The following is a 20,294-nucleotide window of genomic DNA, read 5'->3' on the forward strand; positions in this document are numbered from 1 at the left end:
CAAAATAGTGAAATTATTCGATATTCCATATTTACTATTTTCAAAGTAAATATAATTATAAAAAAAAAATCTATAAATCGAAGCAGTTGGTTTATTACTATCTTAGCGGATTCTTTGTTTGCTAAGTTATTTCAAATTTTTACAACATAAAAACTGAATCTATTATAATAATAATCGCCGAGATAATTTAACGAACTACGATTGATATCTCACAAATTCTAATTTATTGAACTATGAAGCTTTTTAAATATTTAGCTCTTAATTTATTTTGTTTAACCCTTTTTATTTCCTGCGATAATGCTCAAGAAAAAGTTTCTGAAAACAAGGAATTTAAAGTCGATTTCGAAACGTACACTCTAGATAACGGTTTACAAGTTATCTTTCATATAGACCGTTCAGACCCTGTGGTGGCAGTAGCCTTAACAAGTCACGTAGGTTCAGCTAGAGAAATTGAAGGTAGAACTGGTTTTGCACATTTATTCGAGCATTTACTTTTCTTAGAATCAGAAAACCTAGGAAAAGGCGGACTTGATAAATTGAGTGCTCGTATTGGGGGTTCTGGCGCAAATGGTTCTACTAGTAGAGATAGAACAAATTATTTCCAAACCGTGCCGAAAGACGCTTTAGAAAAAATGATTTGGGCAGAAGCTGATAAACTTGGATTCTTTATCAATACAGTTACAGAACAAGTCTTGGCAAAAGAAAAGCAAGTGGTGAAAAATGAAAAACGCCAAAGAGTAGACAACGCTCCTTATGGTCATAATTTTTACGTGATTCATAAAAACCTTTATCCAGAAGGGCATCCTTATAGTTGGGAGGTAATCGGGTCTTTGGAAGATCTTCAAAATGCAACACTTGAGGATGTAAAAGACTTCTATAACCGTTGGTACGTGCCGAATAACGTAACGCTTACCATTGCTGGAGATATTGATGTTGATCAAGCAAAAAAATGGGTAGATAAATATTTTAGTGAAATTAAACGCGGCGAGGATATTCCTAAAATGGAAAAGAAGCCTGTTACGCTTTCTGAAACTAAAAAGCTGTATTACGAAGATAACTTTGCCCGTGTACCTCAATTAACGCTTACTTGGCCAGGGGTCTACCAATATCATCCAGATTCGTATGCCCTAGAGGTTTTGGCAACCTATTTAGCAAAAGGTAAAAAAGCACCTTTATACCAAACGCTAGTAGAAAATATGAAGCTAACCGACGAAGTGGATAGTTATCAATACAACTCTGAAATTGCGGGTCAGTTTATGATGCAGGTTACAGCATTTCCAGATACAAACTTGCAAGAAGTTTTAAATGGAATTGAAGAAGGATTAAAAAAGTTTGAAGCTGAAGGGATTTCTGAAGCCGATTTAAATAGAATTAAAGCAGGGCAGGAAACTGCTTTTTATCAAGGACTTTCAAGTGTATTAGGAAAGGGATTCCAGTTAGCTCAATATGAAATATTTGCAGGAGACCCTGGATTTGTAAATCAAGATGTGAAAAACATTCTTGCAGTTACGCCTGATGATGTAATGCGTGTGTACAACCAATATATTAAAGGTAAGAATTATGTGGCAACGAGCTTTGTTCCTAAAAATCAGAAGGCTCTAGCTCTAATAGATTCTAAATTAGCAGATGTAGTGGAAGAGCCAATTGTTGAAGGTGCTGAAGAAAGTTTTGATTCAAGCGTAGTTGCGGAATATGAAAAAACACCTTCAAGCTTTGACAGAAGTGTGGAGCCTCCTTATGGTGAAAGTCCAGATGTGAAAGTTCCAGAAGTATGGAAAGACGAATTGTCTTCAGGTATTAAATTATTTGGAATAGAAAACAATGAAGTGCCTTTGGTGCAGTACAGAATTCAACTTGATGGCGGAATGCTTTTAGAAAATTCAGAAAAAATTGGTGTTTCAAATTTACTAGCAAGTCTCATGACTCAAGGAACTGCTACTAAAACTCCTGAAGAGCTAGAAAATGCAATTGAAAGTCTCGGGGCAACTATAAATACTGTAGCTACAAAAGAAGCTATTATGATTTATGGAAATACATTGGCTAAGAATTATGATAAAACGATGAGTCTTATTGAAGAAGTTCTACTTCAGCCAAGATGGGATGAAAAGGAATTTGAACTTCAAAAGCAAAGTGTTCTAAGTCAAATTGAACGTCAAAAAGCCAATCCAAATAGTATTGCAGGTATTGAATTTGACAAGTTGATTTACGGTGAAAGCAATATCTTATCGCACGACAATTTTGGAACTAAGGAGTCTGTAGAGGCTATTACTTTAGATGATTTAAAAACATATTACAACACATATTTCTCGCCAAACATTACTAAATTTCACATAGTGGGTGCTGTGTCACAAGCTGAGGTTTCACGCTCGCTAACGTCATTAAATGATAAGTGGGCATCAAAAGAAGTATCGTTTCCTGAAATAGCTGAAATTAAACACCCTGAAACTTCAAAAATTTATTTTTATGATTTCCCAGGAGCGAAACAATCTGTTCTTAATTTTGGTTACCCAGCTATAGCTGCTACACACGCAGATTTTTATCCTGCTAGCCTTATGAATTACCGATTAGGCGGTGGTGGTTTTGCGTCGCAACTTACTCAAGAATTACGCGAAGGTAAGGGTTACACTTATGGTGTTCGTTCTGGATTTACAGGTTCAAGTATTGAAGGGACGTTTATGATAAGCAGTGGTGTTCGCTCTAACGTTACCTATGAGTCCACAGCCTTAATAAAAGAGATTTTAGAAAACTATGGAAAGAATTTCAATGAAAATGATTTGGAAATTACCAAAGGCTATATGCTAAAAAGCGGAGCAAGAGCTTTTGAAACATTAAATAGCAAGCTGTCTATGCTTTCAAATATTAGCAACTACAATTACCCAGTTGATTATGCAAAACAACGCGAAGCAACTGTAAAAGCGTTGACAGTAGAAGAAGTTAAAGCATTAGCAGAAAAATACATTCGTCCAGATAGAATGATATATGTAATAGTTGGCGATGCAGCAACTCAATTGGTTAAACTAGACCAACTAGGATTAGGAAAACCAGTGCTTTTGAATAAGTAATTAAAAATTGATAACTACGAGAAAATAACTTGTAGTTACTTTTATAAATGAAAAAACCGTTTACAAATTTTATGTAAACGGTTTTTTATTATTTATAGAATAGATCTATTTCTTTTCAATCCATTTTCTTGCATTAACTAAGGCTTCAACCCAAGGAGAAACTTTGTCATCCTTTCTATCTTGTGGGTAATATGCCCAGTTCCAAGGGAACGTAGAACGCTCTAAGTGAGGCATCATTACTAAATGGCGACCTGTTTTATCAGTCATCATAGCAGTGTTGAAATCACTTCCGTTTGGATTTGATGGCAATTTATCATAACCGTATTTTGCAACAATATTGTAGTGGCTTTCCTCTTTTGGGAAACTGAATTTTCCTTCCCCGTGAGCCGACCAAATTCCTAATGTGCTTCCTGCCATTGAAGATAACATCACAGAATTATTCTCCTGAATTTTTACCGAAGTAAACACACATTCAAATTTATTGGTATCGTTATGAAGCATTTTTGGTTTTTCTTCATCTTCAGGATTAAGTAATCCTAACTCCACAAATAACTGGCATCCGTTACAAACACCTAAGGATAATGTATCGTCTTTAGCAAAGAAATTCTTTAATGCTTTATTCGCTTTTTCGTTGTAAAGGAAAGCTCCAGCCCAACCTTTAGCACTTCCTAAAACATCACTGTTACTAAATCCACCAACAGCAACTAAGAATTTTATATCCTCAAGATCTTCACGACCTTCAATAAGATCGGTCATATGCACATCTTTTACATCAAATCCTGCCAAGTGCATCATATAAGCCATTTCGCGCTCACTGTTACTTCCTTTTTCACGGATTACAGCTGCCTTGGGTCTCGACTGCGCTCGACCTGACATTGTCTCCTCGAGCGCAGTCGAGAGGTTGCCTGTGAAATTCTTTGGAAATTCGAAAGTTAATGGCTGATTTTTAAAATTGTCAAAACGTTCTTTAGCTAGTTCTATACCGCTTTGATTTCTGTCTAATAAATATGAAGTTTCGTACCAAGCATCACGCATTTCAGGAATGCTGAATGAAAGTTCTTCACTGTTATTTTTAATGGTTAGGGTTTCATTAGTTGTAACAGTTCCAATCTTTTTGAAATCGATATTGTTTTCAGATAGAAGTTTTTCAACTGAAGTATCTTCCGAAGCTTGAATTACAAGTCCTGCGTTTTCAGCAAAAAGAACTTTTACCATATCACTTTCACCTAAGTTTGAAAGATCTAAATCTGCTCCAAGATTAACGTTGGCAAAGCACATTTCTAATAAAGTAGTAATCAATCCACCTGAAGCAACATCGTGTCCAGCAAGAATTTTACCTTCTTTAATGAGTTCTTGTAACGTATTGAAAACGGTTTTTACGTATTCAGCACTTTTTACATTTGGCGCTTCGTTTCCGATAGCGTTTAAAATTTGTCCAAAAGAAGATCCGCCTAGTTTAAAGTTGTCTTGAGATACATTGATATAGTAAATACTACCACCACCGTTCTGAAGAACAGGCTCAATTACTTTTTGAATATCGTTACAGTTTCCTGCAGCAGAAATAATTACAGTTCCTGGAGAAATAACCTCTTCGTTTTTGTATTTCTGCTTCATTGAAAGTGAATCTTTTCCGGTTGGAACATTGATTCCTAAATCAATTGAAAAATCTGAAACAGCTTTAACAGCTTCGTATAGTCTTGCGTCTTCACCTTCGTTATTACAAGGCCACATCCAGTTGGCTGAAAGTGAAACACTTTTTAAACCATCTTTTAATGGAGCCCAAACAATATTGGTTAGTGACTCGGTAATAGCATTGCGCGATCCTGCAGCAGGGTCTATTAAGGCTGTTAACGGAGAATGTCCAATAGAAGTGGCTACACCCTCTTTACCTTGATAATCTAAAGCCATTACACCGCAGTTGTTTAATGGTAATTGTAATTGTCCTACGGTTTGTTGTTTTGCAACACGACCAGTTACACAACGGTCAACTTTATTGGTAAGCCAATCTTTACAAGCTACAGCTTCTAATTGAAGAACTTGTGTAACGTACTCTTTTATTTTTGAAGCTTCGTAAACAGAGTTTTTATAGTTTCTATTTACGGTTTTGTCTTTCATTATTGTTTTTGGTGAGCTACCAAACATGTCTTCAAGAGCAAAATCCATAGGTTTTTTGCCGTCTTTGTTTTCAAAACAGAAACGTTGGTCGCCTGTAACTTTCCCTACTTCGTACATAGGAGAGCGTTCGCGGTCTGCAACTCTTTTAAGGTTTTGAATGTCTTTATCACCAATAACTAAGCCCATTCGCTCCTGGCTTTCATTCCCCATTATTTCTTTGTCGGATAGGGTAGGGTCGCCAATAGGAAGTTTGCTTATTTCTATACGTCCTCCAGTTTCTTCAACTAATTCACTTAAACAGTTTAAGTGTCCACCTGCACCGTGATCGTGAATAGAAACAATTGGATTGTGGTCGCTTTCTACCATTGCTCGAATGGCATTGGCAGCGCGTTTTTGCATTTCTGGGTTACTACGTTGAATTGCGTTAAGTTCAATTCCGCTGCTAAATTCACCTGTATCTGCCGATGAAACTGCAGCACCACCCATTCCAATTCGGTAGTTATCACCACCTAAAATTACAATATTATCACCTTCTTGAGGCTTGTCTTTTATAGCTTGACTTGCTTTTCCGTAACCGATACCACCAGCAAGCATTATCACTTTATCGAAACCTAATTTACGAGCGTCTTCTTCGTGTTCGAAAGTAAGAACAGATCCAGCGATTAATGGCTGACCGAATTTGTTTCCAAAATCGGAAGCTCCATTACTAGCTTTAATTAAAATATCTAAAGGCGTTTGGTAAAGCCAATCGCGTTCTTCCATTCCTTTTTCCCAAGGCTTTTCTTCGTTCAAACGTGAATAAGAAGTCATATAAACCGCTGTTCCAGCAAGCGGTAAAGAACCTTTTCCTCCTGCCAAACGATCGCGAATTTCACCTCCACTACCAGTTGCAGCACCGTTAAAAGGCTCTACTGTAGTTGGGAAGTTGTGCGTTTCAGCTTTTAATGAAATCACACTGTCGAAATCTTTTTCTTCGTACCAATCTGGTTTATCTGCGCTTTTTGGAGCCCATTGTTTTACCTTAGGTCCTTTTACAAAAGCTACGTTGTCTTTATAAGCCGAAACAATATCGTTCGGGTTTTCTGATGAGGTCTTTTTAATAAGTTTGAATAGAGAAGAAGGCATTTCTTTTCCATCTATTTCAAATACACCGTTGAAAATTTTATGACGGCAATGCTCACTATTTACTTGGCTGAAACCAAAAACCTCACTATCGGTAAGCTTTCTACCTATCTTTTTTGATAAGTTTTCTAGGTATTCAACTTCTTCAGCATTTAGCGCTAAACCTTCTTTTTCATTGTATTCAGAAATATTTTCAATTTCTAAAATTGGTTCAGGTTGCACGTTAATATCAAAAACCTCTTGATTTAGTTCCTGAAATTTTTGAGAAATCATAGGGTCGAAAGCCTCTTTTACAACTGAACTGTTGTGAAATTCCTCTATACGAATTACGCCTTCAATCCCCATATTTTGAGTGATTTCAACCGCATTAGTACTCCAAGGAGTAATCATAGCTGCGCGAGGACCAATAAAAAAATCCGACGTGTTTGTGGACAGGACGGATTCCTCTAACTTAGCCTGATTGCCAAAAAGCCATTCCAGCTTTTTAGTATTTTCTTCTGAAATTATTCCGTGGGTTTGAACTGCAAAAACAGCGTTTTCTACGTTACCAAAAAAGTGAATCATCTATTTTTATTTTGAAGCTGCAAAGTTAACTATTTTAAAGGATAATCTATTTATCTAAAAAGCTTCAAAATGCTCTAATTATCATTTTTAATTAACAACAATTCGATTTTTTGAAGTTCTAGAGGTGTAAAATAGAAAAGAGCAGGCTTTTGCCTGCTCTTTTCTTATATAAAATCAATCTTTTTTATGCCTTCTTTTGTAATAAAGAAATGTAAAAACCATCATAACCACTTTTGCTAGGCAAGATTCTCTCTTCATTTAATAACGTAAAATCCTTACCAGCTTCACTAGCTAAAAATGCTTTCACTTGTAATTCATTTTCTGAAGGCAGGATAGAGCAAGTAGCATAAACTAAATCACCACCTGGTTTTACCATTCTAGAGTAGCTTTCTAATAAATCCTTTTGAGTAGCTCTAATCTTATCTAAAAATTCAGGCTGAAGTTTCCACTTAGCATCAGGGTTTCTTCTTAAAACTCCTAATCCAGAACAAGGAGCGTCAATTAAAACCTTATCGGCCTTTTCTATCAACTTCTTTATAACTTTAGTGGAATCAATTACTCGAGTTTCAATATTGAAAATATCGTTTCTTCGAGCTCTACGCTTGAGTTCGTTAAGTTTATTCTCGTAAATATCCATTGCAATTAGCTGGCCTTTATTTTCCATCATTGTCGCAATATGAAGGCTTTTTCCGCCTGCCCCTGCACATGCGTCAATAACGCGCATTCCAGGTTTTGGGTCTAGCATAGCAGCTACTTTTTGTGAAGAAGCATCTTGTACTTCAAACAAACCGTTTTTAAAAGCATCTGTAATAAATACGTTTGAACGCTCTTTAAGTTTTAAAGCATCTGGATAACCTTTTATTGTTTCAGTTTCAATTTCAAGGTCCCATAATTCATTTTGTAAGGCTTCAACTGTAGTTTTTAATGTATTTACGCGTAAAACAACGTCGGCTTGTTTGTTTAAGGCTGCAATTTCCTTATCCCATTTCTTTCCTAATTCTTTTTCCCCTAACTCATCCATCCAATCTGGAATAGATTCACGGTATTTTCTAATTTTAGAAAGTTCGTCAAACCTTCCTTTTATACGACGGGTAGGAGTATCTTCAAATTGTTTCCATTCTGGAATTTTAATTCCGTTTAAGGTTGCCCAAACAGTAAATAGTCTAAATAGGTTAGGACGGTCAAAAGGTTCGCGTACTTCAGCAATTTCTGAATATAGGCGTTTCCACCTTACAATATCGTAAGTGGTTTCTGCAATAAATGCTCTGTCTCGCGCACCCCAACGTTTATCACGTTTCAAGGTGCTTTTTAATACTTTATCGGCTTGTTTATTTTCGTTGAAAATAAGGTGAAGTGAATCAATAGTAGCGAATACTAGGTTTCGGTGTAATTTCATTTAATAGGGTATTCAATTTATATAACACAAAACCAGATTAATTAATAAAATTACTCCTGAAATTTGTGCTTGACTTTAAGGCTTTCAATTAGTTGAAAACTTTTGCGAGTGCAAAGGTATCTCTTTGAAACTGAAATTGAAACTTAAATCGAAATCAAAAAAATATTTTATAAATTATTTTTTAAAATTAACTACCAAAAGACTTAAAAGTCGAAAGATATTTTCAATTTATCTTATGTTCTCAAGCATTTATAGATAGGTTATGATACTTGATATTTTAGAATGTTTACTTTTGCCAAAAAATTTACAGATGCGATTTCTTTTTACTCTATTAGCTGCTTTTATATTAGTTTCTTGTAACTCTAAACCTGAAGTAGAATTTAATTCTGTTGAAATTACACCAGTTTTTATAGACAGTTTGAGTATTCGCGCTATTCAACCCCTAGATGAAAACAGAGTTTGGTTTGCGGCAGATCAAGGAAAAGTTGGCTTAATTGACGGCGACACTCCAAAGTTAGCTGTAATTAAATACGAAGACACCTTGCTTCATTTTAGATCTATAGCATCAACAAAGGAAGCGGTTTTTGTCTTGAGTATCGCTAATCCTGCAGTGCTTTATAAAATTGGTTTTGACGGAAAAGAGGCAACTAACATAGAGGAGGTTTATTCAGAGAAAAGCGAGAATACATTCTACGACTCGATGAAGTTTTGGAATGATATGGAAGGGATTGCAATTGGCGACCCTACAGATGACTGTATGTCTGTAATAATTACCCGCGATGGTGGAAATACTTGGCAAAAGTTACCTTGTGAAAATCTTCCAAAAGTAGAAAAAGGCGAAGCAGCATTTGCGGCAAGTAATAGTAATATTGCCATTTATGGAGACAATGCATGGGTGGCAACAGGTGGCAAAAAAGCTCGAATTATGCATACTTCTGATAAGGGAAAAACTTGGGAAGTATATAAAACACCAATCATTCAAGGACAAGCAATGACTGGGATTTACTCTGTTGACTTCTTAGATGAGAAGAACGGCGTTATTTTCGGTGGAAATTGGGAAGACAAAGAGTTTAATGAAGGGAATAAGGCTATAACTAAAGATGGTGGTAAAACTTGGAAATTGATGGCAAATGGAAAGGAGCCAGGGTATCGCTCTTCTGTAAAATATATACCTGACACAAATGGGCAAGGGCTCGTTGCGGTAGGCTCACCTGGAATTTCGTTTAGCGGTGATGGCGGTAAAAACTGGAAGGAACTATCAAAAGTTGGTTTTTTCGCTATTGAATTTGTTAACGATAGTGTAGCTTTCGCTTCAGGCAATAAAAGAATTTCTAAATTAGTGTTTAAAAAGTAACTTCATAAATTCTTCACTTTTTGCTTAATTTCCAGAATACTTAATGCATTGATACTCTGAGCTAATGAAGGTTTGAGTTTGGAAAGTCTTTATAGCTATTAACACATGCTTAGTACTAATTTAAGAATAATTTAGGGCATTATATATATCATTTCAAAATATAGGCCGTTCTAGATGTTATAAGTCAAACTAATTCTAAAACCTAAACTTATGAATTTGATTAAAAATTTTAAAAAACCTTTATTCGCCATTGCTTTAGCGGGCGCATTTACAGCGTGTTCAGACGATGATGATTCATTGTCTGTTGAAGATGGAAATGGAAAGCTTGGTATTTACGCTTCAGCTAACTATTCTCCAAACGCAGGTAAAAACACTGTTTTAGATGGTCCAGTAGTTGAACTGTCTAAGTTCTTAATTAATTTAGAAGAAATTGAGTTGGAGTACGACGATATCATCGGCGATGACAACTTCTATAATAGTGAAGAAGAGATTGAATTAAAAGGTCCTTTTGAGTTGGATTTATTATCCCCAACTCCAGTTGTAGTTACTGTAGTAGATGCACCTAATGGTCGTCTTGAAGAAATCGAATTCGAATTTGATAAAAACGAAAATCCAGATAGCGAAATTTATGAGCAGAGTATAAAAATGGAAGGAACTATAGACGGTGTTCCATTTGTATTCTGGCACGATTTTGAAGAAGAACTAGAAGTAGAGTTCGACGAAGGAGAAACTAATACTGTTATATCAAACGATCAGAATAGTGTTGTTATTAATTTCGACTTAAATAGTGTTTTTGATGCTACCACAGGTGTAGATCTTTCCAACGCAGTTGATGGAAATGGTGATGGAATTATTGAAATTAGCCCTAACGATGAAGATGGAAACCGCGATATTGCCGAAGCAATGAAAGAACATATAAAAGATAAAATTGATTTACTTGACGATTAATCTAGTAAACAATTAATACCATTTTTATTACCGGCTCCAATTTGGAGCCGTTTTTTTTTTAATCATTATCACTTTCATAAAAAATTTAGGTTTTCTATTGTAGTTTACTAATTTTTCATTTTTTATTTAAAAATTTCATTTTTAAAAATGACATGAAATTTTTTATACAAATTTAATGGTCTAATAATTTGATTGTTTGTTCATTATCACAATTATCAAATAGAAAAACCGGACTATTTAATCTTTTAAAACTCTTCAAAAGCCCTTAATTAGCCCGTAAATCCTAAAGTCTTCATTTTGGATTCTGATATATTAATGACATATTTGGTGAAATTTTAATAATTAAACCAATATAATGAAGAACAAATTACTTAAAAAAGGGTCAATTTTATTAGCGTTGATGATTTCATTCGCTATGACCCAAACAATGAATGCCCAATACTGTGTTCCAGAAGGAACAAACTCTGATCGATTTATCGATAATTTTTCAACTACAAATGGAGTTGACAATATTTCAAACCTAGGCAGTGGATTTTCCACCGACGGTTATGGCGATTTTTTTGATACTCATACCTTATCACAAATTACAGGTGGTTCAGTTGATTTTTCTGTAGATATTGAAGACGAAACTGCTGGATTTAGAATTTGGGTTGATTGGAATCAAGATGGAGTTTTTGATGTAGCTAACGAAGTAGCATACACATCATCATCATACGATACAAGCCATTCTGGAACTATTAGCGTACCTGCTAATGCCTTAGAAGGTGAAACTAGAATGAGAGTTGTAAGCCATTGGTTAAGTTCATCTGGCGATACTGACCCATGTGTAACAGGCTTCACTTATGGTGAATTTGAAGACTATAAGTTTATAGTAACAGGTCTAACTGCTTGTACAGGAACACCTGATGGAGGGGTTGCATCGGTAGATCCAACATCTGGAAACCCAGGTTCTACATACACTGTATCAGCGCAAAACTATACAGTTGCCAGTGAAATGACGTACTTATGGCAGTCTAATACAAACAACGAGGGTTGGGAGGATCACGGTACAGCAGCTGCTTTTTATGAAGATTTTTCTGCAACAGCGTCTAGTGAGGTAGGAGATATTACAGAATGGAGATTAGAAGTAACTTGTACTGCATCTGGAGAAACTTCTTACTCTGATGTATCGACTTTCTCAACAGAAATTTCATACTGTGGCGCTAATAGTAGCACAGTTGAAGCAATTTCTAAAGTTGTTTTTGCAGGAATCGATAACGATTCGCCAGTGTCTAGTACTGAAGGATATGAAGATTTTACTGCTATTGTAGCACAAGTTGAAGCTGGTGGAACATATAGTTTTGCAGCCGAAGGTAATACAGGTGGAAATTTCACAAATTATTTTTCTGTGTGGATTGACTGGAACCAAAATGGTGAGTTTGAAACAAGCGAATTTGTAGAAATAGGTTCAATTGTAAATTCGGATGGAACAGATGGACAACAAGCAGTTAATGATATTGTTGTTCCTAGTGATGCGGTTGAAGGTGAAACTCGCATGCGTATCAGAAAAAACTTTAATACTCCTTCTTCAAGCCCATGTGGAACAAATACATATGGTCAAGTAGAAGATTATACGGTAAACGTTGTTGGTGCTGCGCCATTCCCAAGCCCTTATTGCGAAATTGAAGATGCTGCTGATGTAATTGTTGAAGAAATTACTAAAGTTGAATTTGCAGGAACAACTATTACAAACGAAGATACAACCTCTGTGTTAGTAGATAAAACTGATATTGTTGTGAATGTTACAGCAGGTGAAACTTATACACTTAGTGTAGAAGGTAATACTTATGGTGACTTTGAAACCAATATTGTTGCATTTATAGACTGGAATCAAAATGATATATTAGACGATTCAGGTGAAATTTATGAATTGGGAACTTTACAAAATTCGACTGGTGACGATGGAATTTCAGTGAGTATGGACATTTTAGTTCCTTCGGATGCTGTAGTTGGAGCTACTAGAGTTAGAATTACAAAAACTTATTTTGACGATCTTTCCGACGCAATTGTTACTCCTTGTGGTATTCAATTTGATCCATTCGGAATGGGAATTGAATCAGGTTATGGACAAGCTATAGATTTCTCATTAGAAGTTGAAGAAGCTAGTACCGTAGATTGTTCAGGAACACCTGAAGCTGGTATCGCAACGGTTACTCCAGAAGAGGGTGAGGTTGATACTGAATACACTGTTGCTGCGGCTGGATTTACAACTGGAACCGGATTGGAATACCAATGGCAATCTAATACTGACGGCGCTGGATGGGTAAATGAAGGAGCTGCATCTGATACTTTCGCTACATATTTAGCAACTGCACCTTCAGTAAGTGGAGTTACTGTTGAGTGGAGATTAGAGGTTACTTGTACTTTATCGTCTGAAACAGCATATTCTGAAATTGCAACGTTTACCACAATAGAGACTTCGCTTTATTGTATTCCTACATTGGATTGTAGTGATGGTGATAATATTGTAAACGTAACTTTCCAAGAGATAGATAATACTACAGACTGTAGTGCTGGCGGATATGGCGATTACACTTCAATGGCTGCAACAGTTGAGGCTGGTGGTACTTATCCAATTTCTGTAACTGTTGGTGATGGATGGGATGTTGAATCGGCTTCAGTTTGGATTGATTTTGATAACAGTGGAAGTTTTGATGAAAATGAATTCTTTTACATTGGAACAGGAAGTGGAGAAACTCTAACCGAGAATATTGCTATTCCTGCAGATGCTGCAGATGGAAACTACAGAATGAGAGTTCGTGTGGCAGCAGTTCCAGATACAGATGCTACTTGGGATATGTCTTGTGATGAAGATCAAGGATACGGTGAAACTGAAGATTATACAGTTACTGTTGATGGGGTAGCAGGAATTAATGACTACACAAGTTCTAATTTCACATACTTCCCTAATCCAATGGAAAATGAGTTAAACATTACTTCAAATAAAAACATTGAATCTATTTCAGTGTATAACTTATTAGGACAAGTTGTGATGAACAATGTAAACTTTGCAGCTGGTAAAGTGGATGTTTCTTCACTTTCTACAGGTACTTTCTTATTCCGTGTTACTTTTGAAGACGGAGTAGTTGAGAACTTTAAAGTTTTAAAGAAGTAGGAAATACTTTTTAAAATGTATTTTATAAAGCTGCCCTATGTAGGGCAGCTTTTTTATTGAATGAGTTTGGAAATATAAAACACCTAATAGCCGATTATTGTAGTAAAACCGAATTCTTCATATTAAAAGCTAAACTGATATAAGTGTTGTTGTTGAATTCAAACTCATCTATAATTACCCAGCCTAATTTTTTAGTGTGTGCTTTTATTGAAATTATATTCACTTTATTAATAAAGGTAATAGAGATAGGATACTTCTTATAAAACTCTATTCTCATCTCTTCAAAGAGCTGATTGAGTAAGCCAGTTCCTCTGTATTTTTTATCAATACAGATAGGTCCGTATTGGAAAGTGTTTTCGGTGGTGATTTTGTTTTCATTGAATGAAAGTTGAGGCAATCGGGCAATCATTAGCTTGAAAATATCCCATTGCTCAAAATACTTCCAACTTCCAGCGAAAGCATAAGCTACAACTTCGTTAGTTTCATTTTCTGCGATAAATAATCCGTTAAGACTGATTATTTCTTCCAATTGAGAAGTTGTAAATGGAGTTGTTACAAAACCTTGCTTCCGTTCGTCTTCACTTAAATTGCGATATAAATATTTCTCTTGAAGTAAAAGAACGCCTTCAATGTCCTGCTTATAAGCCAATCTCGTATTTATCACAATTTCAAAATTTAGAATGAGAACTACTATACAGCTATTTCTTCTTCTTTTTTATTGTTCGGCAACACAGTTTGAAGTATTACAGCAATAGTCATTACAATAACACACCCAACTAAGTTAAGCCATAAATAAGGCATCAAATCGATATACCAGAAGTAGATTATTATTATTTGAGTAATTAGCGCTGCAATGAAAACTGCTTTGCTACGCACATATTTTATGAAGAAGGCTAGTAGGAATATTCCTAAGACGTTTCCATAGAAAATAGATCCGATAATATTTACCAACTGAATAAGGTTGTCAAACAAATTGGCTGTACAGGCTACACCAATAGCAATTACTCCCCAAAGAAGCGTAAAGCCTCGCGAAGCTGCAACGTAGTGCTTTTCACGTTTCCCTGGTACATTTCTTTTGTAAAGGTCTATAGTAGTTGTACTTCCTAAAGCATTCAGCTCTGAAGCAGTCGATGACATTGCCGCACTTAAAATTACAGCAAGCAATAAACCAATAAGTCCGCGTGGAAGGTTTGTTAAAATAAAATGTATAAAAACGTAATCCTTATCGTTAGTTTCAGCATTAGGATTTGCTTTCTTTATAAGTGATACCGATTGATCGCGAAGTTTTTGTTCACTCTTGTTTAAGTCTTTTATCTTTTGTGCGATGCTTTGTTTTTCAGCATCTGTATCTGCTTTTGCATAATTTAATTGAGCTGAGTTTAATTGTAAATCAAGCGCACTTTTTTCCGCCTCTAAAGCAGTGTATTCATTTGAATACTTCGATTGTTTTACATCTTTAACTGCGGAGGGATTAAAGTGAAGGGGAGAGCTATTGAATTGATAAAACACAAAAACCATTATACCTACAAGCAGAATAAAAAACTGCATTGGTACCTTTAGCATCCCATTCATAATTAGGCCCATTTGGCTTTGCTTAACACTTTTTCCAGAAAGATATCGCTGCACCTGACTTTGATCTGTACCAAAGTAGGAGAGGGCTAAAAAGGAACCTCCAATAATTCCACTCCAAAATGTGTAACGATTATCAAAATCGAATGAAAAATCAAGAATGTCCATTTTTCCGTTGGTACCTGCAATTTCTAATGCTTTGGTAAATGTAATGTCTAGTGGAAGGTAGTTTAGGATTAGAAGAAAAGCAATCAGCATTCCGAAGAAAATCACAGCCATTTGTTGCTTTTGAGTAACACTTACGGCCTTGGTTCCACCACTTACCGTATAGATTATAACTAATACTCCAATTATAACATTTAAGTAAATAAGGTTCCATCCAAGAACAGCGGAAAGAATAATAGAAGGAGCAAAAATAGTAATTCCACAAGCCAAACCTCGTTGTATCAAAAACAGAATTGCCGTTAAAGTTCGAGTTTTTTTGTCGAAACGACTTTCAAGGTATTCGTAGGCTGTATAAACGTTGAGCTTGTGATAAATAGGAATAAATACCAAGCAAATAATTACCATAGCTATTGGCAATCCAAAATAGAATTGCACAAAGCCCATCCCGTCGTGAAAAGCTTGACCTGGAGTAGAAAGAAAAGTAATCGCACTGGCTTGTGTAGCCATTACACTTAACCCTATTGTCCACCAATGAGCGTTGTTTCCACCTTTTAAATAATCACCCGTATCTTTTTGCTGGCGCGATTTCCATGTGCCATAAAGCACGATAAATACTAGGGTTCCAATTAAAACAATCCAATCTATCTGCTGCATTTAGGCGAAGTTTTGCATTAGTAAATAAAACAAATAGATGTACACAGCATTCAAAAGAAGTACTATTGTAAAACTTCTTTTCCAAACAAATTTTTGTTTTTCCTCATTCATAATTTTATAAATTACTTTCCTATTGATAACATATTAGCAAACAATCTAAAAGCTCCTGGAACACCTGCAGGAAGTTCTCTGAAAAAACTTAAACCTGTATAAATATAGTGTCCTTTGCCATATTTGGCAACCAAGAGTGAGCCTTTTGTTTGAACTTCCCCACTATCTTTCATACCCAGAATTGGAGTAAATTCTTTTGCCCATTCATCAGGGAAATACAAACCGCGTTCTTGTACCCAACCTTCAAAATCTGCTTGAGTGATTTTGTTTGGGCTGTTCATTACTGGGTGTTTTGGTGATAGAAACTTTACATCAGAAAACTCATCAGTAACTCTGTCTCTTGAAAGTTTTAAGGAGTAAGGTGCAAGATCTTGAGTAACCAAGGCGTGGCTTGTGTTGTATTGTACAATCATTGTTCCACCGTTTTCAACGTATTTGTTCAAAATAGGTTGTGCAAAAGCTAAGTCTGAAACTACGTTATAAGCGCGTATTCCAACTACAATTGCATCAAAATCTTTTAATGATTGTTCTGAAATGTTTGAAGGATTTATAGTTGTAACTGAATACCCAATTTGCTTCAGACTTTCTGGAATAGCATCGCCAGCTCCGTTTATATATCCAATACTCTGTCCTTTCTTTTGAATATCAATTTTCGCAACCTTTGCTTCCGAAGGTAATAGTACACTTTGATAAGGAATATGGTCATAATCGATAAGCACTAACTCCTTATCAAAAGTATCATTTTCAGCATTTATAATTGTTTGTAAATACCCTTCACTTTGATTATTTGGTGGAGTAACTTTAAAACTAAAAGCTTTTGTTTCACCTTTTCGGCTCAGCTCAAAGTTTTGCTTACTTGGTTCAATTTTCCAGCCTTCAGGATGTTTTAAACTTACATTCCCTGAAATATTATCTTTTCCAGCTCTAACAATTACCGAAACATTTCTTGAACTATTATCTGCGAAAATTAAAACCTTCTCAGGAATTGAAGCGGTAACCTTTGGTAGAATTTCAAGAGGACGATACACTTCTCCTTTTACGGGGTCGTTGAATTTATATATGATATCCTTAGTAAATGGAATTACAGTATTTCCAAATTGAAGTTCAAAAATTAACTGTTCAAATACAGGGGTTTCTCCAAGGCCAATTAATTTTTTTGGTGCAGCATACATGCCCACTGTTCCTTTTTCATTTAGCCAATAGGGTGAGGAGTAAGGTGGGGTGTTTTTTTCTGAATGAAGGGTAAGTTCAATATTTTTTTTGTTGTTAAATGGAAGCGATTCGGTAGTATTCCAAAGTACTTTTCCATTAGAATTTTTAATCGATTTTAACGCCACATTATTTCCTCCTCGATTAACTGCTTCAACTGTTACATTAAAGTTGTCGTTAGGATTGATTGTGTTTTCTTCGGAAACTGCTTCCAAGAAAATTCCACCACAATCTAAAATGAGTTGCTTTAGTTGTGCTAATTTTATTGCTTTCCAATGCTTATCTTTTAGGTTTGACACAAGTGGATAGGCTTCCAATAATTGCGGAAGCATTTGTGAAGGATTTTCAAAGTTGAAGTTTTCTTCTAAAGGCTTTAGGATAGCAGCAATTTCATTTCCTCCTTCAAGTCTCGACCAATTAGTGTTTATTCCTTCAAAAAGATTGTTATCTGAAGGCTTTGAACCTTTAAGAATTTCCAAATATTCAGTTTCAGAACCGCGAGAGCCCGTACTTCCAAATCCTTGCGATTTGTGCATACTTCTACTCAACGAGGCTATTTCACCATTCGATAATCCGAGAGAAGGAAAGTAATTACCAATTTCTACTTTTACGTGATCTGATTTATCTGCTTTTTCAAATTTTTCTTTACTTCCATAAAACCAATACGATGTATTAAAAAACAAACGTTGAGGTTTCCATACTCCGTGTTCTTTTGCAGATTCAGGGAATTTTGTTGCATCATTTGCCAAATCGAAACTTTCTAAACTCAGCATGGCCGAAGCTGTGTGATGTCCGTGTGTGCTACCAGGGCTACGATGATCGAAACGGTTTACAATAATGTCTGGTTTAAACTTTCGGATGGTCATTACTACATCGCTTAAAACATCTTCTTTTTTCCAAAACTCAAATGTTTCATCTGGATTCTTGCTATACCCAAAATCATTGGCGCGAGTAAAAAATTGCTGTCCGCCGTCAGTTTTACGAGCTTCAAGAAGTTCTTGCGTACGAATAACGCCAAGTAATTCTCGAAGTTCAGGGCCTATTAGATTTTGCCCGCCATCACCTCTTGTAATTGAAAGATAGGCAGTATTTGCGTGAACATCATTTACCAAATACGAAATAAGCCTTGTGTTTTCATCATCGGGGTGTGCAGCAATATATAATGCCGACCCTACAAAATTTAGTTTTTGGAGGTTGTGATATATTTCGGATGCGGTTGGTTTTTTCGGGGCTTGAGCAGTAGCAGCTAGTGTAAATAATAAAAGCAGAAAGCTATAAATCGATGTTTTTTGCATAAAAATAGTACTGTTTTATTCGATAATTTTTCAAAGATACCTATTTGAGAAAACTATATGGGAGGCAACTCTTCCTTATTTTTCTCGAGATTTTGTAAGTGCTCTTGAATTTCTTCTGGGCGAATAATACTCACACCTTTCTGAAGCATCATACTATTTGGGTAGGTAATAATTTCATTATCTGGGGTATGTAGGATAATATGAAACGTTTTAATATCCTCAATTGTTCCTTCGCAAGGGGCTTCCTTATCGTGAATTTTTATATAATCCCCGATTTTATATGGGAAAGTAAAAAACATAATCACCCCACTTGTAATATTGCTAAGTATAGACCATTGAGCAAAAAACGCAATCCCGATAACGGCAAAAACCGACGACATTACTAATCCTAAGTTTTCAAAATCAAGTCCCCAAATAATAAAAAACCCTAAAGCACCTAAGCAATATACAGAGTAATCTATGTGCTTCATGATAAGTCCTGTGCGGTGCTCCAAACGTTCAATTTTATCGGTGAAATTTCGAACCGTTCTTTTTAAAATTATTCTTATCAGGATCAGTACAGCTATTAGAATGATAGATTCTAATAGCTCTGGGTATATTTCTTTAAGGTTTATCATATTAGTATGTTTTCAATCCCAATGAATCGCGAAGGTGCAAAAACTCATTTTTGTTTTCTTTCCAATAAGCGCTTTGTAAAAGCTTAGATTTTATGGCAGTTGTTTTAAGATGACTAGTGTCATTAGTTTTTTGAGCATTTACCTCTTCCCATTTTTCAATTTCATATGGAAAATTACTTTGAAAAAATAGCGTTAATTCTCTTTGTAAATCAGGATAATTTAAGGTGTAAATTGAAATAGAATCTCCTTGCTTTAAACTTGCTGTAGCCTTGTAGGCTTTTACTTCTTTATGATAAAATCTCAAGTATTCAAATGAAGGGATTAGCGTTATATTACCCGTAGGTAATTCTTCTGGATTGATACGGATGAGGTTCCAAAGCTCATTTTCTAACCAAGTTTTGGGTAAACTAAAGTTTTTATCGCCTTCATCAGCAAAGTAAGAGTGGCTTTTAATTTCGTATTCATTTCTATTGTTGAGTTGCATATAAACATGCCCACACCATTCCTGCACACTATTACTGATCTTTATTGCATTTTCTTGGATGGAAATAGGACTAAATGTGCTTGTCATTACAGAATAAGGATAAATACCAGTATTGAAGTTCTTAGTTTGATTTAATTTTAATACTGAAATATTTTCTTTGGAAACGTTATCTGCTTTTACTTGTTCCTTGGGTAAGAAATTTTCTGAAACAAAAATGTTTACCGCTTTCCCTTTTCTAATTTCACCGTAGCGTTCTTGTGATAAATCGTACGAAGTAATTTCTGCCTTTCCGCTGTACCAATAATCTTTAAACTCTTGCGAAACGTTTCTGTAGGTAACATCTTTTTCCTTAGTGTTCTCTTTTTTATTTTCAGAGAATCCTTTTTTTTCTTCGGAAGAATTACAACCAAATAAAAATAGAGATAGGAAAAGTACTGCAAGAAGTCTGAAGAGATACATGGGCGAAGGTTTTACG

The 20,294-nt window shown here is 35.5% G+C and carries 11 protein-coding genes; 4 read left to right on the forward strand and 7 right to left on the reverse strand.

Annotated elements, in window-relative coordinates; translation table 11 throughout:
* The first annotated feature begins 233 nt into the window (after positions 1 to 233).
* Positions 234 to 3,062, forward strand: a complete 2,829-nt coding sequence (locus tag H4O20_RS12340; protein ID WP_185099436.1) for a pitrilysin family protein — start codon at positions 234 to 236, stop codon at positions 3,060 to 3,062.
* A 105-nt stretch (positions 3,063 to 3,167) separates the two neighbouring features.
* On the opposite strand, the gene purL is transcribed toward H4O20_RS12340, so the two are convergent.
* Positions 3,168 to 6,863 (reverse strand): phosphoribosylformylglycinamidine synthase, encoded by a 3,696-nt coding sequence (gene purL, locus H4O20_RS12345; protein WP_185099437.1) that lies wholly within the window; start codon positions 6,861 to 6,863, stop codon positions 3,168 to 3,170.
* Between the two features lie 184 nt (positions 6,864 to 7,047).
* The gene (locus H4O20_RS12350; protein WP_185099438.1) at positions 7,048 to 8,259 is read right to left on the reverse strand and encodes an RsmB/NOP family class I SAM-dependent RNA methyltransferase; all 1,212 of its coding nucleotides are present in this window, start codon (positions 8,257 to 8,259) and stop codon (positions 7,048 to 7,050) included.
* Between the two features lie 310 nt (positions 8,260 to 8,569).
* Between H4O20_RS12350 and H4O20_RS12355 the strand changes: the two genes are divergently transcribed.
* The 3 genes from H4O20_RS12355 (at position 8,570) to H4O20_RS12365 (ending at position 13,715) form a co-directional block, all read left to right on the forward strand.
* On the forward strand, positions 8,570 to 9,613 hold the full coding sequence (locus tag H4O20_RS12355) for a YCF48-related protein (RefSeq protein WP_185099439.1): 1,044 nt from the start codon (positions 8,570 to 8,572) through the stop codon (positions 9,611 to 9,613).
* 210 nt (positions 9,614 to 9,823) lie between these two features.
* Positions 9,824 to 10,561, forward strand: a complete 738-nt coding sequence (locus tag H4O20_RS12360) for a hypothetical protein (protein WP_185099440.1) — start codon at positions 9,824 to 9,826, stop codon at positions 10,559 to 10,561.
* A 355-nt stretch (positions 10,562 to 10,916) separates the two neighbouring features.
* The gene (locus H4O20_RS12365; protein ID WP_185099441.1) at positions 10,917 to 13,715 is read left to right on the forward strand and encodes a GEVED domain-containing protein; all 2,799 of its coding nucleotides are present in this window, start codon (positions 10,917 to 10,919) and stop codon (positions 13,713 to 13,715) included.
* Positions 13,716 to 13,809: 94 nt separating this feature from the next.
* On the opposite strand, the gene H4O20_RS12370 is transcribed toward H4O20_RS12365, so the two are convergent.
* From H4O20_RS12370 to H4O20_RS12390, 5 genes are all read right to left on the reverse strand, one after another.
* Positions 13,810 to 14,379, reverse strand: coding sequence for a GNAT family acetyltransferase (locus H4O20_RS12370; RefSeq protein WP_185099442.1), 570 nt, complete (start codon positions 14,377 to 14,379; stop codon positions 13,810 to 13,812).
* Between the two features lie 26 nt (positions 14,380 to 14,405).
* The gene (locus H4O20_RS12375; RefSeq protein ID WP_185099443.1) at positions 14,406 to 16,103 is read right to left on the reverse strand and encodes a sodium:solute symporter; all 1,698 of its coding nucleotides are present in this window, start codon (positions 16,101 to 16,103) and stop codon (positions 14,406 to 14,408) included.
* Between the two features lie 122 nt (positions 16,104 to 16,225).
* A complete protein-coding gene (locus H4O20_RS12380) occupies positions 16,226 to 18,718 on the reverse strand; it encodes a PIG-L family deacetylase (RefSeq protein WP_185099444.1) in 2,493 nt (830 codons plus the stop codon).
* Between the two features lie 53 nt (positions 18,719 to 18,771).
* Entirely contained in the window at positions 18,772 to 19,335 is a 564-nt protein-coding gene (locus tag H4O20_RS12385) for a mechanosensitive ion channel domain-containing protein (protein ID WP_139856398.1), read from the reverse strand.
* A gap of 1 nt (position 19,336) precedes the next feature.
* Entirely contained in the window at positions 19,337 to 20,278 is a 942-nt protein-coding gene (locus H4O20_RS12390; RefSeq protein ID WP_185099445.1) for a septum formation inhibitor Maf, read from the reverse strand.
* Positions 20,279 to 20,294 lie beyond the last annotated feature (16 nt).

The sequence above is a fragment of the Aequorivita sp. 609 genome, from assembly GCF_014212065.1.
GTDB lineage: Bacteria > Bacteroidota > Bacteroidia > Flavobacteriales > Flavobacteriaceae > Aequorivita > Aequorivita sinensis.

Coding starts and splice junctions, on each gene's coding strand:
- H4O20_RS12340 (WP_185099436.1), top strand. CDS start 234: ATGAAGCTTTTTAAATATTTAGCTCTTAATTTATTTTGTTTAACCCTT.
- purL (WP_185099437.1), bottom strand. CDS start 6,863: ATGATTCACTTTTTTGGTAACGTAGAAAACGCTGTTTTTGCAGTTCAA.
- H4O20_RS12350 (WP_185099438.1), bottom strand. CDS start 8,259: ATGAAATTACACCGAAACCTAGTATTCGCTACTATTGATTCACTTCAC.
- H4O20_RS12355 (WP_185099439.1), top strand. CDS start 8,570: ATGCGATTTCTTTTTACTCTATTAGCTGCTTTTATATTAGTTTCTTGT.
- H4O20_RS12360 (WP_185099440.1), top strand. CDS start 9,824: ATGAATTTGATTAAAAATTTTAAAAAACCTTTATTCGCCATTGCTTTA.
- H4O20_RS12365 (WP_185099441.1), top strand. CDS start 10,917: ATGAAGAACAAATTACTTAAAAAAGGGTCAATTTTATTAGCGTTGATG.
- H4O20_RS12375 (WP_185099443.1), bottom strand. CDS start 16,103: ATGCAGCAGATAGATTGGATTGTTTTAATTGGAACCCTAGTATTTATC.
- H4O20_RS12380 (WP_185099444.1), bottom strand. CDS start 18,718: ATGCAAAAAACATCGATTTATAGCTTTCTGCTTTTATTATTTACACTA.
- H4O20_RS12385 (WP_139856398.1), bottom strand. CDS start 19,335: ATGATAAACCTTAAAGAAATATACCCAGAGCTATTAGAATCTATCATT.
- H4O20_RS12390 (WP_185099445.1), bottom strand. CDS start 20,278: ATGTATCTCTTCAGACTTCTTGCAGTACTTTTCCTATCTCTATTTTTA.